General features: G+C 73.9%; 16 protein-coding genes. 2 read left to right on the forward strand and 14 right to left on the reverse strand.

What is annotated here, in order from left to right; all coding sequences use genetic code 11:
- Nucleotides 1-133: 133 nt before the first annotated feature.
- The 3 genes from ACIPSC_RS14215 to ACIPSC_RS14225 form a co-directional block, all read right to left on the reverse strand.
- Nucleotides 134-637 (reverse strand): DinB family protein, encoded by a 504-nt coding sequence (locus ACIPSC_RS14215; protein WP_400825693.1) that lies wholly within the window; start codon nt 635-637, stop codon nt 134-136.
- Nucleotides 638-703: 66 nt separating this feature from the next.
- Complete coding sequence (locus ACIPSC_RS14220) at nt 704-1573, reverse strand: GyrI-like domain-containing protein (RefSeq protein WP_400826090.1); 870 nt, start codon at nt 1571-1573, stop codon at nt 704-706.
- Nucleotides 1574-1720: 147 nt separating this feature from the next.
- Nucleotides 1721-2995, reverse strand: a complete 1275-nt coding sequence (locus ACIPSC_RS14225; protein WP_400825696.1) for a hypothetical protein — start codon at nt 2993-2995, stop codon at nt 1721-1723.
- A gap of 219 nt (nt 2996-3214) precedes the next feature.
- Between ACIPSC_RS14225 and ACIPSC_RS14230 the strand changes: the two genes are divergently transcribed.
- Complete coding sequence (locus ACIPSC_RS14230; protein WP_400825698.1) at nt 3215-4045, forward strand: hypothetical protein; 831 nt, start codon at nt 3215-3217, stop codon at nt 4043-4045.
- Nucleotides 4046-4283: 238 nt separating this feature from the next.
- The gene (gene ribA, locus ACIPSC_RS14235; RefSeq protein ID WP_400825701.1) at nt 4284-4928 is read left to right on the forward strand and encodes a GTP cyclohydrolase II; all 645 of its coding nucleotides are present in this window, start codon (nt 4284-4286) and stop codon (nt 4926-4928) included.
- A gap of 147 nt (nt 4929-5075) precedes the next feature.
- On the opposite strand, the gene ACIPSC_RS14240 is transcribed toward ribA, so the two are convergent.
- The 11 genes from ACIPSC_RS14240 to ACIPSC_RS14290 form a co-directional block, all read right to left on the reverse strand.
- Nucleotides 5076-6467 (reverse strand): family 16 glycosylhydrolase, encoded by a 1392-nt coding sequence (locus tag ACIPSC_RS14240; RefSeq protein ID WP_400825704.1) that lies wholly within the window; start codon nt 6465-6467, stop codon nt 5076-5078.
- Between the two features lie 250 nt (nt 6468-6717).
- A complete protein-coding gene (locus tag ACIPSC_RS14245) occupies nt 6718-7929 on the reverse strand; it encodes an NAD(P)-binding domain-containing protein (protein ID WP_400825707.1) in 1212 nt (403 codons plus the stop codon).
- Nucleotides 7926-9197 (reverse strand): ATP-grasp domain-containing protein, encoded by a 1272-nt coding sequence (locus ACIPSC_RS14250; RefSeq protein ID WP_400825709.1) that lies wholly within the window; start codon nt 9195-9197, stop codon nt 7926-7928. Before ACIPSC_RS14250 ends, ACIPSC_RS14245 begins: the two co-directional genes overlap by 4 nt.
- A gap of 48 nt (nt 9198-9245) precedes the next feature.
- Nucleotides 9246-10625, reverse strand: a complete 1380-nt coding sequence (locus tag ACIPSC_RS14255) for a family 16 glycosylhydrolase (protein ID WP_400825712.1) — start codon at nt 10623-10625, stop codon at nt 9246-9248.
- On the reverse strand, nt 10622-12694 hold the full coding sequence (locus tag ACIPSC_RS14260; RefSeq protein WP_400825715.1) for a glycosyltransferase: 2073 nt from the start codon (nt 12692-12694) through the stop codon (nt 10622-10624). The genes ACIPSC_RS14255 and ACIPSC_RS14260 overlap by 4 nt, the downstream gene beginning before the upstream one ends.
- 5 nt (nt 12695-12699) lie before the next feature.
- Nucleotides 12700-13524 (reverse strand): polysaccharide deacetylase family protein, encoded by an 825-nt coding sequence (locus ACIPSC_RS14265; RefSeq protein WP_400825717.1) that lies wholly within the window; start codon nt 13522-13524, stop codon nt 12700-12702.
- On the reverse strand, nt 13521-14690 hold the full coding sequence (locus ACIPSC_RS14270) for a glycosyltransferase family 2 protein (protein WP_400825719.1): 1170 nt from the start codon (nt 14688-14690) through the stop codon (nt 13521-13523). Before ACIPSC_RS14270 ends, ACIPSC_RS14265 begins: the two co-directional genes overlap by 4 nt.
- A complete protein-coding gene (locus ACIPSC_RS14275; protein ID WP_400825721.1) occupies nt 14680-16119 on the reverse strand; it encodes a lipopolysaccharide biosynthesis protein in 1440 nt (479 codons plus the stop codon). Before ACIPSC_RS14275 ends, ACIPSC_RS14270 begins: the two co-directional genes overlap by 11 nt.
- Nucleotides 16119-17372, reverse strand: a complete 1254-nt coding sequence (locus ACIPSC_RS14280) for a glycosyltransferase (protein ID WP_400825724.1) — start codon at nt 17370-17372, stop codon at nt 16119-16121. Before ACIPSC_RS14280 ends, ACIPSC_RS14275 begins: the two co-directional genes overlap by 1 nt.
- A complete protein-coding gene (locus ACIPSC_RS14285) occupies nt 17369-18706 on the reverse strand; it encodes a glycosyltransferase (RefSeq protein WP_400825726.1) in 1338 nt (445 codons plus the stop codon). The genes ACIPSC_RS14280 and ACIPSC_RS14285 overlap by 4 nt, the downstream gene beginning before the upstream one ends.
- Nucleotides 18703-19533 carry a glycosyltransferase family 2 protein gene (locus ACIPSC_RS14290; RefSeq protein ID WP_400825728.1) on the reverse strand — a complete coding sequence of 277 codons (831 nt, stop codon included), beginning with the start codon at nt 19531-19533 and terminating at the stop codon, nt 18703-18705. The genes ACIPSC_RS14285 and ACIPSC_RS14290 overlap by 4 nt, the downstream gene beginning before the upstream one ends.
- Between the last annotated feature and the right edge of the window lie 6 nt (nt 19534-19539).

A 19539-nucleotide genomic window follows, 5' to 3' on the forward strand; every position in this document is an offset into this window, starting at 1 on the left:
CCTGCCGGTGATGCGCTGAACGGGCGGAGGGCGGAGCCGCGGACGGCGGAAGGGCGGACGGCGGTGCGAGCGGGAGCGCCGGCGCGAGCGGCGGCGGGAGCGGCGGTGCGAGCGGGAACGGAGGCGCGGGCCGTCACCCCCGGTAGTGGTCCCCCGTCCGGCCGTCTATCAGCTCGCGCAGGATGTCCATGTGGCCGGCGTGGCGGGCGGTCTCGGTGGCCATGTGGATGAGCACCCAGCGCAGCGACACCTCGTCGCCGAACCAGGCCCGGCCGAGGTCGTCGAGCTCCTGCTCCTCGACGACCTGGTCGGCCGCCGCCCGGGCCCGGGCGTAGAAGGTGAGGACGTCGGCGGTGGACTCGTCCGGGCGGATCCGCAGGTCCGACTCCGCGTCCTCGTCGAGGTCGAACGGCAGCGGCCCGGTCTCCCGGCCGAACGTCCCGCAGAACCAGCCGAGTTCGGCCCCGCCGAGGTGCTTCACCAACCCCAGCAGGGTCGTCCCGGACGGCGCCACCGGCCGCCGCAGCTGCTCGTCGTCAAGCCCTTCGAGCTTCCACAGCACCGCGTCCCGGTGCCGGTCGAGAGCCACGAACAGGCTCTCCTTCTCCGCCCCCCGAAAGGGCACGCGCTTCGTCATGCGCGGACCCTAACAAACCGTCGATCAATCTGTCGCTCAGTCAGATTCCTTCGCCGGGAGCTCAGTTCATCGAGCGACCCGGTCCACCGGGATCCAGAGCTCGGCCTCCGCCTCGTCCCCGGACAGGAAGCTCGTCCGCAGGATCTCCGGACCGAGCTTGGTCTCGTACGGGTTGGACGGGAACCAGAGGGTGTAGACGTCCCGCCACATCTCCTGCAGCGCCTTCGGGAACGCCCCCCGGTTGACGAAGACGGCCCAGGTGCCGGCCGGCACCTCGCGCACGTCCAGCCCGTCCGGCACGACGGTGTCCGCACCCGCCACCACCGCGTGGTAGTAGTCGAGTTCGACACCCTCCTCGCGGTTGTCCGAGAAGAACTCGGTGACCGAGACGACGCCCCCGGGCTCCTGGTCGGAGAGCTCGGCGATCCGCGTGATGCCCTCCTGGCCGATCTCCCGGATGAACGCGGCGATCGCCGGGTTCACCCCCTCGTGGACCAGGGGCACCCGCGCCCTCCGGCCGACCACCTTGAACGCCGGCTTCTCGACGATCCGGTACTCCATGCTGCTGCTCCCTTCGACGACGAGCCGGAAGGAGATCCGGGGCTGGGAGCGCAGCACCAGGCCACCGCGCCGGGCCTCGCCCGGCCCGACGCCGTGCATCGCCCGGAACGCCCGGGCGAACGCCTCGCCCGAGGTGTAGCCGTAGCGGACCGCCACCTCCAGCAGCGTCCGCTCACCGGCCAGCACCTCGGCCCCGGCGACGGTGAGCCGCCGGCGTCGCACGTACTCCGACAGCGGCATCCCGGCCAGCGCCGAGAACAGCCGCCGGAAGTGGTACTCCGACGTCACTGCGATCCGCGCCAGCTCGGCCGCGTCGAGCGGCTCGTCCAGGTGCTCCTCGATGTGGGCGATCGCCCGGTTGAGCTGCTCCAGCATCCCGACCTCGTCCTTCCTCCTGTTGATCACCACCATAGGAAGGACCCACCCTGCCGCACCCGACATTCTGTGCCCACTCCGGTCGGGTAGGGCGGAGACGGCGGGTGCGGCGGATACGGGGTGCGGCGGGGATCGCGACGACGGGGCTCAGGAGCCGTCGGCCCGCACGGCGTAGACGTACCTGGTCCCGGCGTACTCGCTGAGGTTCCAGATCACCGACTCGGTGTAGGCCCAGTCGGTGGTGGCCGCGCCGTGGAAGCTCAGGTCCTCGCTGCCCACGGCCAGCCTGGCGACGGTGGACGGCGTGTCCGATCCGGAAGTCACCGCGCGCAGGCTGCCGTTGGCGGAGCCGTTGCTGGTGGAGAGGTAGTGCTTCGACTGCTGTGAGACGACTCCCTGGATCTTGCCCTGCTTGACGGTGACCGCCTCCGAGGCGGCGGTCGAGCCGAGCCGGCGGTCGGTGTGGTCGAGGTTCCAGCGCACCACCTTGGGCGTGCCGATCTTCGTCCCGTTGCCGTTCCACCCGGTACCCGAGTAGTCCACCACCGGGTCGGCGAGGTCCGCCGCGTACTCGCTGACGGTCAGGCTGTCCGGTGTACTGGCGCGGTCGAGCCCCAGGCAGGAGAAACGCAGCAGCGTGCCGGTGTTGTCGTACGCGGCGCTCTGCGGCAGCACGTAGCGGTAGTCGTGGGCGTAGTACCTGCCGTCGGCGTCCAGCCCGCAGACGTCGGACTTGCCGGTGGCCACCTCGAAGAGCGTGTCGAGGTCGAAGACCCGCAGGCCCTTGGTGGTGTCCACCATGTAGAGCAGGTTGCCGTACCAGAGGATGCCGCCCGCGTGCCGCTGCACCGGGGCGTAGGAGTACGCGCCGGCGGCGGTCTTCACCGGTTCGACCAGCAGCACGTGCCGGTACTTGGGCGCGAGCCGGTCGGTGTGGTCGACGAAGGAGACCCGGACGCCCTTGTTGATCGTGAAGTCGGGGGTGCCGTCGCCGTTCGGGTCGGTGTCGAAGTACCAGGACACCAGGACCACCCGCTTGCCGCCCCAGACACCGGAGCCCAGGGCGTCCGCGCTGGTGGTGACGCCCTGCGGCACCCACTCCGCGACGCCCTGGTCCCCGGGGTTCCAGGCGAAGCCGTCCTGGAAGGCCCCGACTCCGCCCGGCGCCCCCGTCAGGTGCTTGGCGTCCCGGTTCGCGCTCGCCAGCACGTCGGCCACGGTCGCCCCGGGCAGCGCCCGGGCCAGACCGGCGGCGAGGTCCGCGTACGAGCCGTGGCTGTTGCCCACCCGCTCGGCCAGGGTGAACTGGCCGGGCGTCAGCGTCCCGGCCTCGGCCACCGCCGGGGCGAAGGCCGCGCCCGCGATCGCCGCGAGGGGCGCGGCGGCCATTCCCTTGATGATCGTCCTGCGTGACGTGGTCATGTGGCGAGAACGTAGGCGCAGCGCACGGCATCTGACAAGACGTAACTCCGGCGGTACCTCCGGTGACCCGGCACCCGCCCGGTCCGCGAGGGCGGCGCGGATCGGCCGACGAGGATGCGCGGAAAGCCATTTGACGGTGCGGTGCTCCAGGGCCCATTGTTCCGTGCCGAAGCGTCCGTCCACTGTGGGCGGGCCGCCACCAGGGGGACTCCGATCAGCATGCCCAGACCGGGTGACGAAGCCGCGGCCGAGACCGCGGCACCCGTCGAGACCGCAGCAACCGCAGCGACCGCCGAAACCACCGACGCCGTCGGCGCCGTCGGCGCCGTCGCGGAGCGGGCCGCCGAGCCCGCCGCCGGGAGTGCCGCCGAAGACGCCAAGGCCCGGCTGCGGGCCCACTGGGCCGCAGCGCCGGCACCGGTGCCGCCGTGGTACCGGCGGGTGTCGCCGCGGCTCTGGAAGGTGGCCGGTGGTGCGGTCGCCGCGGTGACCGCGATCGTCGTGCTCGCCGCCGTCCTCGGACCGGACGACCCGGCGCGCTACCGGCTGGACGTCCAGCAGCAGGTCGGCGACCTCACCCGCGACCCCGACACCTCGGGTGCGTACGCCGCCCAGAACACGGAGATGTTCCCCGACACGCTCGGCTACATCCGCTTCCGCGAGCACTTCGTGGCCGGCTACCGCCTGCCGGGCTCCAAGGACGCCGACTTCGTGGTGGTCGGCGCCACCGGCGCCTTCGCCAGCCCGGTGCGGGAGTTGGACGACCTGCTCGGCGGCGTGGACCCGGCGCTCCACCCCGACGCGGCCGGCGACCCGCACGCGCCCGCCGCGTACACCGCCTTCCCGCCCGGCCCGCTCGGCGGCGCCCTCAAGTGCACGGCGCAGCCCAACGGGAACCGCGACGTGACCGCGATCTGCGCCTGGGCGGACTCCACCACCGTCGGCAGCGTCACCGACCTCAACCAGGGCCCGCAGAACCTCGACCTCGCCGCCCTCGCCGAGCGCACGCGCACCGTCCGCGCCGCCATGACCCGCCGCGTCGACGGTTAGGCCCTGTCCGGCCCAGGTATCGAGCTCTCCCCACACCGACCGCCCGTTCCGCGCGCCGTGCGCGCGGGACGGGCGGTTCGTCGTGCGGTGGCCGGGAAGATCCGCCGCCTCCGCGGTGTTGCCGTCCTCCGCCGCAGCTCACGCCGCCACCCCGACGGCACCGAGCCCTGTTGTTCAAATTGGAACTACCTAGTACGGTCGACACCCGACCACCACACCGGTAACGGAGGCCCCGCCCATGCCGCACCCTGCCCCACCGCTGCCCGGGACCGCCACCGTGCGCGCCCGGGTCCGCATCCCGCTGACCTTCCCCGACGGCTACCGCGCCGAGGCCGAGGTCTTCACCTTCCACGGTCTGGCCGACGGCGCCGAGCACCTCGCGCTCACCCTCGGCACGGTTCCGGACGGCGGGACGCCGCTGGTGCGGCTGCACTCCGAGTGCCTGACCGGCGACGTGTTCGGTTCGGACCGGTGCGACTGCGGCCCCCAGCTGCGCGAGTCGGTGGAGCGGATCACCGAGGCCGGCGGCTACCTGCTGTACCTGCGCCAGGAGGGCCGGGGCATCGGCCTCTACAACAAGCTGGACGCCTACGCCCTCCAGGACTCCGGTCTGGACACCTACGACGCCAACACCGCGCTCGGCCTGCCCGAGGACGGACGCGACTACACGGCCGCCGCCCAGATGCTCGGCGCGCTCGGCGCCGGCACCGTCGACCTGCTGAGCAACAACCCGGACAAGGCAGCGCAGTTGGCCGCCCTCGGGATCGCCGTCGAGCGCCGGGTCCCGACCGGCGTCCACCTGTCCGCCAGCAACGTCCGCTACCTGCGCGCCAAGGTCGAGCGCACCGGCCACTCGATCGAGCTCTCCCGCCTGGTGGGCTGAGCCGGCGGCGGCCCGTCGGCTCGTCGGCTCGTCGGCTCGTCGACGCGGGAAGCACGACGGCCGGGAAACACGACGGCGGTCCGGCGCCGCGGAGGGATTCCGCGGCGCCGGACCGCCGTTCGGACCGTTCGGACCGGTCCGGTCGGGTCAGTGCTGCCAGACGCGCACGTAGTCGACCTGCATGTCCGCCGGGGTCGCGGTCGGGCCGGAGGCGTAGACCGCGTTGTTGAGGATCAGGTACATCGGCGACGAGGTGATGCCGCTGGTGATCTGGCCGACCTTCACGCCGTCGTAGTAGTAGGTCACCGAGCCCGGCTGCCAGTCGGCGCCGAAGGTGTGCCAGCCGGTGTAGTTGCCCGGGGCGCAGCCGCCGGGGCCGCCGGACGGGGAGTGGAAGTGGTAGCAGGCCTGACCGCTCAGGCCCTCCATGACGTCCAGCTCACCGTCGGCGGGCCAGTTCTGGCCGTCGGTCCAGAAGGCCGGCCAGTTGGCGACCTGCGAACCGGACGCCGGCAGGTAGATCCGGGCCTCGAACGCGCCGTAGGTGAACTGGGCCTTGCCGTTGGTGTTGACCAGGCCCGAGGTGTACGCGTAGTTCTTGCCGTTCACCGTGGCCGGCTTCTGCTCGGCCTTGAGGTGCAGGCTGCCGCCGCTCTCGCTGATCTGGGACGGGGCGTAGGCGCCGGACTCGTCGCCGTTCACCGGAGGCGTCGTGCAGGTGGGGCAGCCGAACCAGTTCGGGTTCCACTTCGAGCTGTCCAGCGAGGAGCCGTTGAACTCGTCGGCGAAGACCGAGCGCCAGGTGCCGGGGATGCCGAGCGGGGCGGCGCCGGAGCCGGACGGCTGGGTGGGCGTGGTGGTGGGCGTGGGCGTGGTGGTGGGCGTGGGCGTGGCCGTGGCGGTCGGCGACGTGGTGGGCGACGGCGAGGTGCTCGGGGTCGGCGACGCGGTGGCCGTGGGCGACGCCGTAGCCGTGGGCGACGCGCTGGGCGTGGTCGGCGAGGCGGTGGCCGTGGGCGACGCCGTGGCCGACGGCGTGGCGGTGGCCGACGGCGTCGAGGTGGGGCTCGACGTCGGGGTCGGCGTCGGGGTCGTCGCACCGGCGGTGAAGGTTCCGATCGGCGTCAGGTTGTGCCAGGTGTTGTTGACCTCGTACGCCACGAAGTACGTGTACTTGCCGGCCGGGAAGGTGCGGCTGTCCGGCGTGAACGTCTTCTGCGTCGAGGACAGCGTCGTCGGGATGGCACCGCGGAAGTCGTAGTGCGTGCCGTCGGCCCCGCGGACCGCGATGGTCAGGGCCTGCACCGCGGTCCGCTTGGTGGCGTGCAGCTTGGCGGTGGCGGTGACCGTCGCGCCGGCGCCGGGCGCGGACGGCGTGACCGTCAGCGAGTCGACCACCACCGGATCGGCCGGCGTGGTCGGCAGGGCCCAGGCGGCGGCCGCTCCGGTGCCGGTCGCGGCGACCGCGAGGGCGAGGACGGCGAGCCTTCGCCGCCCGGTGAACGAGCTGCGGGCACGGTGCTTCGAGTGTTTGGGCATGAGGGGGAGGACCTTTCGTTCCCCCCCGGCTGTGGACACGCGGCAGCCTGAACGAGGGAACGGTCCGTACGCAAGCCCGATGCCGCGGCCGGAACCGCGGCATCGATCGTGCACGTGCTTAAAACTCCAGGTGGGGCGGCCCTTCGAGGTGAGGATTCGGGCCCGCTGTGAGATGGGGCACAGGCGGGCTGCGGGCGCCGGTCCGGCGGTGGGTGGGGGCCGCTCGGACCGGGGGTCCGGATCAGGCCGGTCAGCGCACCTCCGAGGCGATCGCCCGGCTGATCTGCCGGGCTGCGAAGCCCGTGCCGCAGACGAAGCGCATCATCGGCCCGAAGGTGTCGGCGGCGGACAGGCCGGTGAAGTAGAGCCCGGGCACCGAGGACTCGAAGCCGTGGGACAGCCGGGGTGAGCCGCCGTTGCGCCGGGCCACCGTCCGGCGCAGTCCCGGTTCCAGCATCTCCAGCCGCTCGACGTCGACCCGGTACCCGGTGGCGGCCAGCACCTGGTCGACCTCCAGGGTGTCGGTGGTGCCGCGCAGCCGGAGCCGGACCCGGCCGTCGACCTCCTCGGCCGACACCACCCGGTGCCCGGTGAGCAGCGGGAACCGGCCGAGCACCCGCTCGCGCAGCCACCACGCCCCGGACGGTCCGAGTACCGTGCGCACCAGCTCCGCCCGGGTGCGGTCCGGCAGGTACCGGAAGGCCACCGGAGCCCGGGTGAACGCGACGAACGACCAGCCCGGGCCCAGCGGGGATCCCGGGTGCGCGATCCGCGCGGACCACGCCCGGTCACCCGGCCGGTCCGAATCGGGCGGCTCGCCGAACTGCAGGCGCTCCGTCCGCGCGACCAGGACCGGTTCGGCACCCGCCTCGTACATCAGCGTGGCGCTCTCCAGGGCCGACTGCCCGGCTCCGATCACCGCGACCCGCTGGCCGGCGAACTTCGCCAGGTCGGCGTGGTCCGAGGTGTGCGAGGCGAGCCCCGCCGCGACCAGCGGCTGCAGGTCGGCCGGGATCCGCGCGTAGGACGGGAAGCCGCTGGCCAGCACCACCGCGCGGGCCGTGAACGCCTCACCGGTGTCCAGGTGGAGCCGGAAGCCGGCCGGCGCCCCCTCGACCCGGACCACGGCCGCACGCTCCACCCCGGGCACGCACCGCTGCTGGTACCACTCGCCGTAGCGGACGAACTCGTCGATCGGCACCGCGTAGCGGTCGCCCACCCGCGGCTGGTTCCTGCTGGCCCGGAAGTCGTTCAGCCCGAACCGGCGCTCGGGGTCCGCGATGGACGACGCCCTGGGCGTGGACTTCAGGAACATTCCGACGGGCATCCGCGCCCGCCAACTGCCCATCGGCACACCCATGATGCGGGCCGTGACGCCACGCGCCCTGAGGTGGGCCGCGACGGACAGCCCGTACGGGCCGGCGCCGACGATCGCGACGGGCACTTCAGTGATCGAGTTCATTTCGAACCTCCCAGGGCAAGACCCTTGGCCATCCGCTGTCCGGCGAAGCCGGCCACGCGGCGTGTCCCCTGACCGCCGAAGCGGATCGCCATGACGGCGGCCGGTGCCGGGTCGTCACGGCACAGCCAGGCACGCTCCGTGGACCGCCGCGGCTTCAGGTCCGGCAGCGGACGCCGGTCCTGCCAGTACGTGACGGCGGCGGAGAGCATGTCCAGCTGCCCCACCCCGAAGAAACGGTGAAGCTGCGGACCGCGCGGTACCGGGCGTCCGGTGAGGGACAGGTGCAGGGCGCGGACCACGTCCACGCCTCCCGCCGTCTCGAACAGCCGGAACTGGGCACCGGTGCGGGGATTGAAGTCGAGCAGCTTGTACCTGCCGTCGCGCAGGTCCAGCCGCCAGTCGAGGTCGGCGATGCCGCTGTACCCCAGCGCCCGGCAGAGCCGGACGGCGAGTTCGGCCAGTTCGGGGTTGGGCACCGACACCGCTCGGGTGGTGAACCCGCCCGTGGGCGGGTAGGAACGCAGTTTCTGCCCGGTGAAGACGGCGAGCGGTTCGCCGCCGGGGCCGCAGCACAGGTGGGTGATCCAGTCCTCGGAGCGTTCCGGGGCCAGGTACTCCTGGGCCAGCAGCGAGAGGCTGCCGTTCGGCGGGCAGGCGGCCAGCAGCTCCCGCTCGTCGCGCACGATCGTGGAGTGCGAGACCACCGGGCGGCTGAGCCGGGTGAACGGCTCCAGGTTCTTCAGGACCATCGGGTAGCCGCAGGTCCGGGCGGCCGCCAGCAGTTCGTCGTGGTCGCCCGGAGCGACGGTGACGGGTGCCGGGACGCCGTGTTCCTCGCAGATCGCATGCATGGCGGCCTTGTTGGCGAGCCGCCGGGGAAGCCCGGCCGGCACCGGCGGCAGCACGAAGTACGGGGACAGCTCGTCGGCGTGCTCGGCCAGCAGGACCGCAGCCTCGTCGTCGGTGGGCAGGGCGATGCACCGGCGGCCGATCGTCCGGCCGACGTCCTTGACGACGGCGAGCAGCCGGTCGGTGCGCTCACCCCCGGTGGTGGGGCGGACGAAGGCGCGCGTCAGGTAGCGGGAGAGCGCCGTCGGCGTGAGCCGGTCCTCGACCATCGCGTACACCGGCACCCCGGCGCGGCCCAGCGACCGCACGACGCCCACCGGGCCGTGCGCCAGCGGGTACCTCCCCACCTTGACGAGCAGGACCGCGGTCTCCCGGTCGAGGTCCAGCCTGACCGGATCGGTGTGGTCGGCCCGGTTCATGTCGCTCCTCCTTCTTGTCGTGCGCTTCGATGCCGCTGCTCGTGTGCGTCAGTGCTGCCACACGGCGACCCAGTCGACCTTCACCTGCGTCGAGTCGACGCCGGGCGGGGGCGACTGCTGGTAGCCCACGGCAAGGTTGAGAATCAGTTCCATCGGGATGGTCGGGATCGAGGCCCGGTCGGTGACCTGGAAGACCTGCACGCCGTCGACGTACCAGGTGACGGCGTCCGGCTCCCAGTCGAGTCCGAGGACGTGGTAGCCGACGGCGAAGTCCGCCGGCCCGTGGGCGTAGTGGGCGTCGATGTCGGTGCCGTCGGGGGCCTCGGCGTGCAGGTTGAGGTCGACGTACTGGTTGCTGTTGATGAACTCGGCGATGTCCAGCTCCGGCAGGCCGCCCCTGGTGTTGGCGGAGAGCAGCCAGAACGCCGGGAACATGCCGAGCGGTTGGTCGGTGGTCCGGATCGCGGCGGCGAAGTACCCGTAGGTGAAGGTGTGCCGCGGGGTGCCGTCCCAGTGGTCGCGGCCGGTGGAGACCATGCCGGAGGTCCAGGGGTAGGTCCGCCCGTCGCTGCCGGGTGTGGACTGGCGCTGGGCGGTGAGCGTGAGCGCGCCGTTCCCCACCGAGACCTGGCCGGGGAGGTACCACTGGTCCTCGTGGTTGCCGGCGTTGGTGCAGCCGCCGACGTTCCAGTCGTAGCAGGTGGTCCACTTGGAGCCGTCGAGGCTGGTTCCGTTGAAGTCGTCCCGGAAGGCCTCGTGCCACTGGCCCGTTGCGGGCGGCTGGTCCGCCCCGACCGGCAGGGGCGCATCGGCGTCGCCCGCGGCCGCCGTGGTCGGCGGGTGGAGCGCCGCCGCGCCGACGCCGGCGCCGTTGGCCGCGCCGCAGGCCGCGGCCAGCAGCAGCGCGCCCGCCACGGAGACCAGCCGCCACCGGACCTTGGGCCGCGCGGGCTGCCCGGCGAACGCCCCGGCGGACGGCCCGCCGACGCGGTGGGAACGGCGGGAACGGCGGTCGGGCTCGTCCGATCCGGGGGCGGACGAAGGCCCGGGTGCGGATGCCGGGGCGGGGCCGGCGGGCAGGCGGCGCGGGAGCACCGTCAGGAGGGTGGTGAGCACGGCGAGTGCCAGCACGGCCCGGCCGACCGTGAAGGAGTGCGTGAAGAACAGCGCCTCCGCGGTCAGCATCGTGAGCGCCAGGCTCACCGTCACGGTCAGCGCGGCGGCGCTCACCCGTCCGGGCCCCCGGTCGCGCCAGGACGGGCCCGGCCGGGCCCAGGCCACGGCCGCCGCGCCCGGACCGGCGAGCAGGAAGAAGCCGGTGGCGACGGCCCGCAGCGGGTTCCCGGCCGGGAGCAGCAGGGTGGCGAGGGCGGCCCAGCCGGAGAGCGCCGGCAGCACGCGCGGCAGGGTCCACGGTCGGACGGTCACGGCGTCCTCCCTCCGGTCGGGGCGGAGCCGTTGCTCCCGCCGCCGGACGGCGCGTACTGGTAGACGACAGCGTCGTCGTTGGAGAACACCAGCCGCAGGTCGGGGGCGGTCGCCGCGGCGGCCGCGAAGCCCTCGGTGGCGGAGACCGGCAGCAGCCCGGTGAGCTCGCACTCGGCGAGCTGGGCCCGGGTCAGGATCAGGTAGGTCGGGCCGCCGGCGACGTTCGGGCGCTCCAGCACCATCCGCAGGACGTCGCCGGGGTTGGCCACCAGGCGCTTCAGGTCCTCGTGGGAGGCGTCGCTGAGGACGAGCCGGTCGTGGTCGTCGTAGTGCAGCTCGCCTCCGGGCTCGTTGGAGGTCAGCGAGACGATCCGGGAGCCGGGCGGGGTGGCGGCGACGTAGCGGAGTGCGGCGGCCTCCTGCGGGGTGAAGTAGTTCATGCTCTCCTTGCCGAAGTAGCCGAAGAGCAGGCCGCCGAGCAGGCCGAGCAGGACGACGGCGGTCAGGCCGGTCCGCAGCGGGCCGCCGGGCGGGGCGGCCTGCGGGGCGGCCGGCGGAACGGGCTTGTGTCCGGCCGGGTCACCGGGCCGGGTACCGGCTTCGGGACCGGCCGGGGCATCGGTGGGCCTGGCGTCGGCGGGCTTGGCGTCGGCGGGCTTGGCGTCCCGGGTGCCCCAGAGCAGGGTCGCGGCGAGGAAGGCGGCGGCCGGGAGGGCGAACAGGTAGGCCCGGAAGAGCATCTCCCCCTCGTAGGCGTTGGCCAGCAGCACCACGATCGGAGCCGTCAGCAGCGGCACCAGGCCCACCCGGCGCACCCAGCGGCGGCGGACCAGCGCGCTCAGGGCGAGCAGGAAGACCGCGGCGGTCAGGCAGCGGTCGGCCCAGGAGGTCATGATCTGGCCCGGGGCGGCCTGGCCCAGCGTGGCGAGGCCGGCCGCCGCGTTGTGGTCCGGCGAGCCCAGGGCGCTGACCAGGCCGGCCAGGTTCTGCGACACGAACGGCCGGGCCACGGTGGCGTCCCAGAGCACGGTCAGGCCGACCAGCGCGGCCAGCACCGGCAGCACGGTGCGGCGGTTGCGGCGGCCCAGCGCCAGCAGGGCCAGGCTCGCGGCCAGCATGATCGGGGTCAGCTGGTGAGAGGAGACGATCGCCGCGAGCAGCACCAGGACCAGCAGGAACGGCGCCACCCGCCAACCGCCGCGCGGCGGGACCTCGTCGGCCGTCGACAGGGCCCGGGCGCCGGGCGGGCCCTGCCGCCGCTGCGCGGGGCCGCGCCCGGCCGCGACCGAACGCGCCACCGCCAGCTGACGCATGACCAGCGCGATCACGGTGAGCGACAGCAGATACGCGAAGGCCTGCGGGGAGAAGTAGTCCTGCCCGACCCAGGCGGTCGAGAAGTAGAGCCAGACCCCGCCCCAGACCAGCCGGCGGTCCTTGGTGATGCTCCGGAAGAGCATCAGCAGCGGGCCGAGCAGCAGCAGGTTGGTGATCACCGGGTACCAGGAGGCGTAGCCCAGGACGGAGTCCAGGCCGGTGGCGCGCAGGACCAGTGCGTGCAGCTGGAAGAAGCCGGGCCACTGGTTGTAGACGTCGAGCTTGCCGGCGCCCGGCACCGCCCCGCCGTGGCGCAGCATGGCGTCGACGATCGCGACGTGCTTCCAGGCCCAGGCGTACCGCAGGGTCGGGTAGAGCAGGCTGGGCGTGGCGTGGATCACCAGGATCAGGGCCACGACGTACGCGGCGGGCCACCGGTGGCGGATCCTCGGGGCGCGCAGTGCGGTGACGAATCCGATGGTGAGCAGCACCAGGGCGGCGAAGTAGGCCGGCGGCAGTGCCTGGAGCAGGCCGAGGTCGCCCATCCGGGAGAGCTGTGTCCGGGAGAGGGCCAGCAGCCAGAGTGCCAGTGCGGCCGGCAGGGCGCCGCGGACCACCCAGCCGGACCGACCGGGGGCGGCGAGGGCCTCGCGGAGACCGCCGCTCCGGTGGGCGGAGGTGCGCTGGGCGAGTGGGCGGTGAGCCGGTGTCCGCGGGTCGGGTCGGACGTCTTCACGTTCCAGGGAGTCGGTCACTGTGATCACTCCTGACCGCGGCCTCTCGGTGGTCCGCCCACCGGGCGGCCGAGAGCCGCGCGCAGGCGGCGGTACGTCCGCCACGCCCGGGTGGCGGCACTCTCGTGGAAGGGCGCGGTCGGGGCGCCCCGGCGCTTCGTCCAGTCGTCGAACACCTGCGGCGGTGTGTCGGAGCGGACCATCAGGCGGGCGATCCGCAGCGGGTCGTCGGCCGGGGAGCTGAAGGCGTTCCGGACGGCGGCGGCCGAGGTGTACCCGGCCTGGGCGACCTTGCGGCGGACCTCGGCGCCCGAGTACCCGTGCGGGTAGGCGAAGGAGACGACCTCGTGGCCGAGGACGTCCTCCAGCTCCGTCTTGCAGCCGGCGATCTCGTCGGTCAGCCGCTTGCCGTAGACGGTGTCCATCGGGACGTGGGTCCGGGAGTGGGCGCCGATCTCGACGCCCAGGGCGTCCAGGGTGCCGAGCTGGCGCCAGTTCAGCATCGGCGCCGGCGGCAGCATGCTGCCGGTGCCGCGCCCGCCGGGCGGGTGGAGGGCTCCGGTGGTGACGTACAGGGTGGCGGGCAGCCCGTCGTCGGAGAGGATCGGGGCGACCGTCCAGTAGAAGTCGGCGTAGCCGTCGTCGAAGGTCAGGACGGCGGCGCCGGGCGGCAGCTGCGGTCCGCCGCGCAGGGCGGCGACCAGGCGGCGCAGCGGTACGAGTTGCAGGCCGTTGTCCGCGATGCGGGCCAGCTGCTCGCGGAACAGGGCGGGCGTGACGGTGTACGGCGCGAGCCAGGACGGCGGGTCGTCCGAGACCGAGTGGTAGAGGAAGACGGGTATCTCGTTCATGGCGCACCCCAGGTGGGTGCACCTGTGGCCGGCCGGCCGGCCGCGGTGGGGCGGAGCCCGGTGGGCTCGTCGCGGGTGGGCTCGTCACGGGAGGGCTCGTCACGGGAGGGCTCGCCGTCGGCGGGCTCGCCTCCGGTGACCGGACGGACCGCTCCGGTCCGGCGGGGCACGGTCCGTCCGGTTCGGCCGCCGGCGGAACCGGTGAGGTAGCCGGCGGCGGTCAGGGCGACGCCGGCGCAGAGCGCCGCCGCCGTGGCGGGGCGCCACCGGCGCAGGCTGCGCAGCACCGCGGCGGGCACGGTGTGCCGCAGGTAGGTGCGCTCGCTCGCGAGGCCGGCGGCGGCGCCGTCGTGCTTCACCACCGCGGCCTTGGAACGGCCTTCGGCGAAGCAGCGCGCGGCGAAGTAGGAGAGGGTGGTGCGGGCCGGCGGCACCCGGTGGCGGACGGCGGCGGCCGGCTCGTAGCGGAGCACGGCGCCCGGGTGCCGGGCGACCAGCCGGATGCAGAGTTCGGTCTCCTCGCAGCCGAGCGGGCGCCGCCCGACCCGGCCGAGGTCGGTCCGGAAGCCGCCGGCGGCCAGCGCCTCGGCGCGGCGGAAGGACATGTTGGCGCCGATGAAGTTGCGCACCCGGGCGGCCCGGCGCGGCAGGCCCCGGTAGGAGCAGCCGACCACCCAGTCGAACTCGGGCGGGAACCAGCTGGGGCGGCCGCTCTGCCACCACGGCCGGACCAGGCCGCCGACGCCGAGCACCTCCGGTGCCCGGTAGCCGGCCAGCAGGTGCCGGGTCCAGTCGGGGGCGGCGGTGGCGTCGTCGTCGAGGAAGGCGATCAGCTCGCCGCGGGCCGCTCCCAGGGCGGTGTTGCGGGCGCCGGAGAGGCCGCGCCGCTGCGCGTTGGCGAGGATCCGCAGGCCGGTGGAGAGGTGCTCCCGGGCGAGGCGGAGGAGTTCGGGGCAGTGGTCGACGACGAGCAGCAGTTCGTCCGGGGGACGGTGCTGGGCGTGGACCGAGGCGACGGCGGCGCACAGGTCGTCCCAGCGCTCGACGGTGTAGGCGCAGATCACGACGGTCAGGCTCGGCCCGGGGCCGTCGGCGGGCCCGGGGGTCCGGTCACCGGCCCGGTCGGACGACCGGTCGACCGGCTCGGCGGAGCGGTCAGTGCTCATCGCCCTCGCCTCCTTCCGTGGCGACCGGCTGCGCGACCCGCGGCTCGGCGGCCGGCGCCTCCATGGTCCGCAGCCAGCGCCGCAGGACGACGAGCAGGAACGCCGCCAGCGTGTACTCGGCGATCACCCAGGCGAGGCCCACGCCGACCAGTCCGTAGCGCGGCAGCAGCAGCGAGACCAGGGTGATGATCATGACGGCGGAGGCCATCCGCACCCCGACCATCCAGGGCAGCGCGCGACGGACCCGGGCCACCTGGATGACCACGTTGGTCACCGCGATCGGCAGCGCGCACAGGGCGAGCAGCCGCAGCACCGCGGTGCCGTTCGCGGCGTAGGAGGCGCCGAACACGCTCAGGATCCAGGGCGCACCGACCACGATGACGAGCACGGCGCCCGACAGCAGCAGGCCGGTGTGGCGCAGCATCCGCCGGGCGTACTCGGCGAGCCGCCGCGGGTCGCGGGCGCCCTCGACGACCAGCGAGTGGCCCATGCTGAACGTCGCGACGAAGAGGGTGGAGGCGATGACGAAGGCCAGCGAGTAGTAGGCGCTGCCCTCCGGGCCGAGCTGGGCCAGCACGATCAGGGGGACGGCGCTGTAGCTCGCGAAGCTGAAGAGGTTGCCCAGGTAGTCGGCGCCGGCCCAGCGCAGGACCCGCTGGGGCGGTTCGGCGCCGCCGTCGTCGGCCGCCTCGTGGGCCGGCACGGCCCGGCGGAACAGCACCACGTTGGCCAGTGCGATCGAGACGACCATGGCGACCGCCCAGGCGACCAGGATGCCGGTGCCGACGGCCAGGGCCGCGCAGCCCGCGAGGAGCAGGGACTTGGCGACCGCGAAGACCGCGTTCTCGCCGAGCACCCAGCCGGTGCGGCGGGTTCCGGTGAGCGCGCCGTCCTGGAGGACGAAGATCGCGTAGCCGGCGGTGGCCGCGACGAAGGAGACCGTGAGCACCGGCGAGTGCAGGAAGCGCAGGTTGGGTGCGACCACCGGGATCAGCAGCAGGAAGCCGACCGCGACCAGGGCGCTGCACCCGGCGCTGACCGCGTAGCACCACAGCACCAGGCGCCTGGTGTGCCGGCCGGCGGCCGGGACGAACCGCACCAGGGCGTCCCCGAGGTTGAGGCTGCCGAGCGTGGCCAGGAACATCGCGGCCGACAGCGCCGCGTAGCTGCGCCCGACCGTCTCGACGGAGTAGTAGCGGGTGGCGAGGATCCAGAAGAACGCGCCGAGCCCGGCTGCGACGATCGAACTCGCGGCCAGCACGTGGCCGTTGTGCATCAGGGCGTCCGCGCGCAGCCGCTCGGTCATGGCCTTGAGCCGGGCTCGCAGCAGTACGGGGTAGGTGCACTCGCAGGGGAGCGCCACCGGGCACGAGCACGGCCGGGCGGACGCGGTCCTCCGCCGGGAGCGGGCGTGGTCGAGGATGGACATCACGGCCTCGCCGAGTGGTCGGCCCGGCGTTGCATCCGGACGCTGCGCAGGTAGCAGACCGGCCCGTAGACCAGCCCGAGGAGCTCCAGCCGCCCGAGGTGGGCCATCAGCGGGTCGCGGCGTGCCCCGGCCGGGGCGCCCCGGTGCAGGGTCTGCCGGACTCCGCGCGGCACCCGGGCGAGCAGGGCGGCCAGCAGCAGCGGCTGCCGGCGGGCGGCGGCGGCGAGGTAGGCGCCGAAGCCGACGCCGAAGCCGAAGACCTGGGTGGTCAGCGACTCCATGGAGCGGCGGTGGGGGTGCCAGACCAGGGCGTCCGGCCGGTACACGACGGTGTGGCCGGAGGTCAGCACCTGGAGGAAGGAGAGCAGGTCCTCCCCGCCGCGTGCCGGGGTGCCGGTGCTGGTGGCGGGGTCGAAGCCGCCGAGGGAGCGGAGCAGGCCGGTGCGGAAGGCCATGTTGGCCCCGGTGCCGAGCCGGCCGGTGGCGAAGGGGAAGAGCGGGTCGTCGGACGGTTCGGCGAGCGACCAGCTGCGCACGGTGAAGCCCTTGGCGTAGCCGCAGTAGCGCTCCAGCGCGATCTGCGCCCGGGTGTCCAGCTCGGCGGGCAGCACCAGTCCGGTCACACAGCCCACCCGCGGGTCCGAGCGGAAGCCGTCGACCAGGGCGGCCGCCCACCCGGCGTCGATCAGGAGGTCGTCGTCGGCGAAGGCGCAGATCTCGCCGTGGGCCACGGCCAGGCCGCGGTTGCGGGCCCGGGCCAGGCCGGGCACCGGCTCGTGGACGTAGCGGACCCGGCCCGGGTAGCGGAGCCGGACGAGCAGTTCGGTGGCCCGGTCCGAGGGGGCGTTGTCGACCACGATCACCTCGGTGTGCCGGTAGGTGCCGGCCAGCAGGGCGTCCAGGGAGCGCGGCAGCAGGTCGGCGCGGTCGTGCGTGCACACGACGACGCTCACCAGCGGGGTGCCGGCCGGCCGTGCCGGCGGGGCGGCGGCCGGCGGGGCGCCGGGCGCGGGCAGGTCCAGTTCACGGGCCGCCGCCGCGGTCAGGGCGTGGCAGAGTCCGTCCCGGTCGCCGGGCACGGCCTCGGCGGTCACCAGGCCGAGGGGCTGTCCCCGGTGCCGGATCAGCGCCAGGACGCGCCCGTTCGGGGAGAACACCTCACCCCGTCCGGGGCGGTGCAGTTCCTCCGGGCGTTCGAGGTCCAGCTCGGCGACGGCGACGGGCGCGGACGGAAGGGCGATCGGGGCGTTCATGACGGCTGACCTCCGACGCGGCCCGCCGCACCGGGGCGGCGCTGCTGCCAGACGGTGAACAGGTAGCAGAACGGGCCGTACAGCAGCCCGCGGCGCTCCAGCTTGCGGAGGCTGCGCAGGGTGCCGCTGTCGACCCGCCCGACGTGGGGGGCCACCCGGTGGGCGACGTGCCATCGCCACACCCCGTAGGGCAGCCGCCGGACGAGGTCGGCGAGCAGGCTCGGCCGGTGCGAGACCGCCGCCGCCAGGTACGCGCCGAAGCCGACGCCGAAGCCGCTGATCTGGTGGGCGAGCGCCTCCATGGTCCGCCGGTGCCGGTGCCAGATGATCGCGTCGGGCTGGTAGGCGATGGTGTGCCCGGCGGTCAGCACCTGCTGGAAGGAGAGCAGGTCCTCCCCGCCGCGCGAGGGCGTGCCGGTGCCGGTCGCCGGGTCGAAGCCGCCGACGGAGCGGATCACGTCGGTGCGGAAGGCCATGTTGGCGCCCATCCCGAAGCGGCCCGTGGAGAACTGGACCAGCGGGTCGGCCAGCGGTTCCCGGAGCGACCAGCTCCGGGCGGCGAATCCCCGGCCGGGGCCGCAGTACTCCTCCACGACGAACTGCGCCTCGGTGTCGAGCTCGGCGGGCAGCACCAGACCGGTCACGCAGCCGATCCGGTCGTCCGACTGGAACGCCTCCGCCAGGGCCGTCACCCAGCGGGAGTCGGCGATGGCGTCGTCGTCCGTGAAGGCGCAGATGTCGCCGCGGGCGGCGGCGACGCCCCGGTTGCGGGCCCGGGACAGGCCCGGCAGGGGCTCCCGGACGTACCGGACCCGGTCGCCGTAGCGCGATCGGACCAGCCGCTCGGTGGCGTCGGTCCGGGGGGCGTTGTCCACCACGATCACCTCGATCGCGGGCGATCCGATGCCCACCAGCGAGTCCAGGCAGCGGGGCAGCATTTCGGCGCGGTCCCGGGTGCAGACGATCACGCTGACGGTCGGCGGGCCCGCAGGCACCCGGGCGCGTCCGACCCGACCAGGACGCGCCGCGGGTGTCGCGGTGGACAGGGCGGGAACGGGGAGTTCCCGGTGAGCGGCGTCGACCAGCGCCCGGCGCAGCGTGGCGGAGTCGCCTGCTGTTCCGGTGGCCGTGACCAAGCCGAGCGGGTGTCCGTGCAGCCGCACCAACGCCAACACGCGGCCGGCCGGGTCGGCGGCACCGAGACCGCCGGGCGAGCGCAGCCCGCTCGGCTCGTCCAGGTCCAGGTCGACGACGCGGACGGGGGTGTAGAGCGAGTCGCGGGCGGCAGGGCGCGGACAGGCAGCTGCGGTGCGCCGGTCGGAGCCATTCATCATCGCTCCTCCGCGGAAGGGGCCGCCGAGGCCCGGGCGCCGGGACGCTCGGAGATCAGGGTCCTCAGCACCCGGTGGCCGTCGGAGACGGCGTGGAGGTGGGAGCGGCCGCTGCGGCGGGGGAGTTCCAGGCTCGGCACCTCGGCGATCCGCAGTCCGGAGCGCAGCGCGTGCGCGATCATCTCGGCCTCGATCTCGAAGCCGGTCGACCGCAGGTCGAGCGCGTCCAGGAAGGAGCGGCGGAAGGCACAGTAGCCGTAGCACAGGTCGGTGAGGTGTGCGTCGTACAGGCGGTTGACCACGGTGAGCAGGACCCGGTTGCCGAGCGAGCGGATCCGGGTGAAGTCCAGCGAGCCGCCGCCCGCGATGCACCGGGAGCCCTTGACGAAGTCGTAGCCGTGGTCGAGGAAGTGGAGGAAGTGCGGGATCTCGCCGGGCCACATGGACCCGTCGGCGTCCAGCATGACGATGTACTCGCCGGACGCGGCGGCGAAGCCGGTGCGCAGGGCGTTGCCCTTGCCGGGGCCGCGCTGGGCGACGCTGCGGACGGTCGGCAGGCAGTGCCGGGCCATCGGGATGGTGGCGTCGCTGGACGAACCGTCGACCAGGATGACCTCGTCGACGCAGCGCGGGATCTGCTCGAATACCCAGGGGATGTTCCGGGCCTCGTTCTGCGCGGGAACGACCAGCGTCACGCTGTGCTTGCTGGGGACGCCGTCCCCGGCCCGGCGCATCGGCCGCCGGGCGACGGCCCGGTCCTCGGCGCGGCGGTTGGGCCGGCCGTCCTGCTCCGGGTGCGGAACGACGTGGTTGGGCACGGTGGTACTCATCGAGGA

This window comes from Kitasatospora sp. NPDC090091, assembly GCF_044747365.1.
GTDB lineage: Bacteria > Actinomycetota > Actinomycetes > Streptomycetales > Streptomycetaceae > Kitasatospora.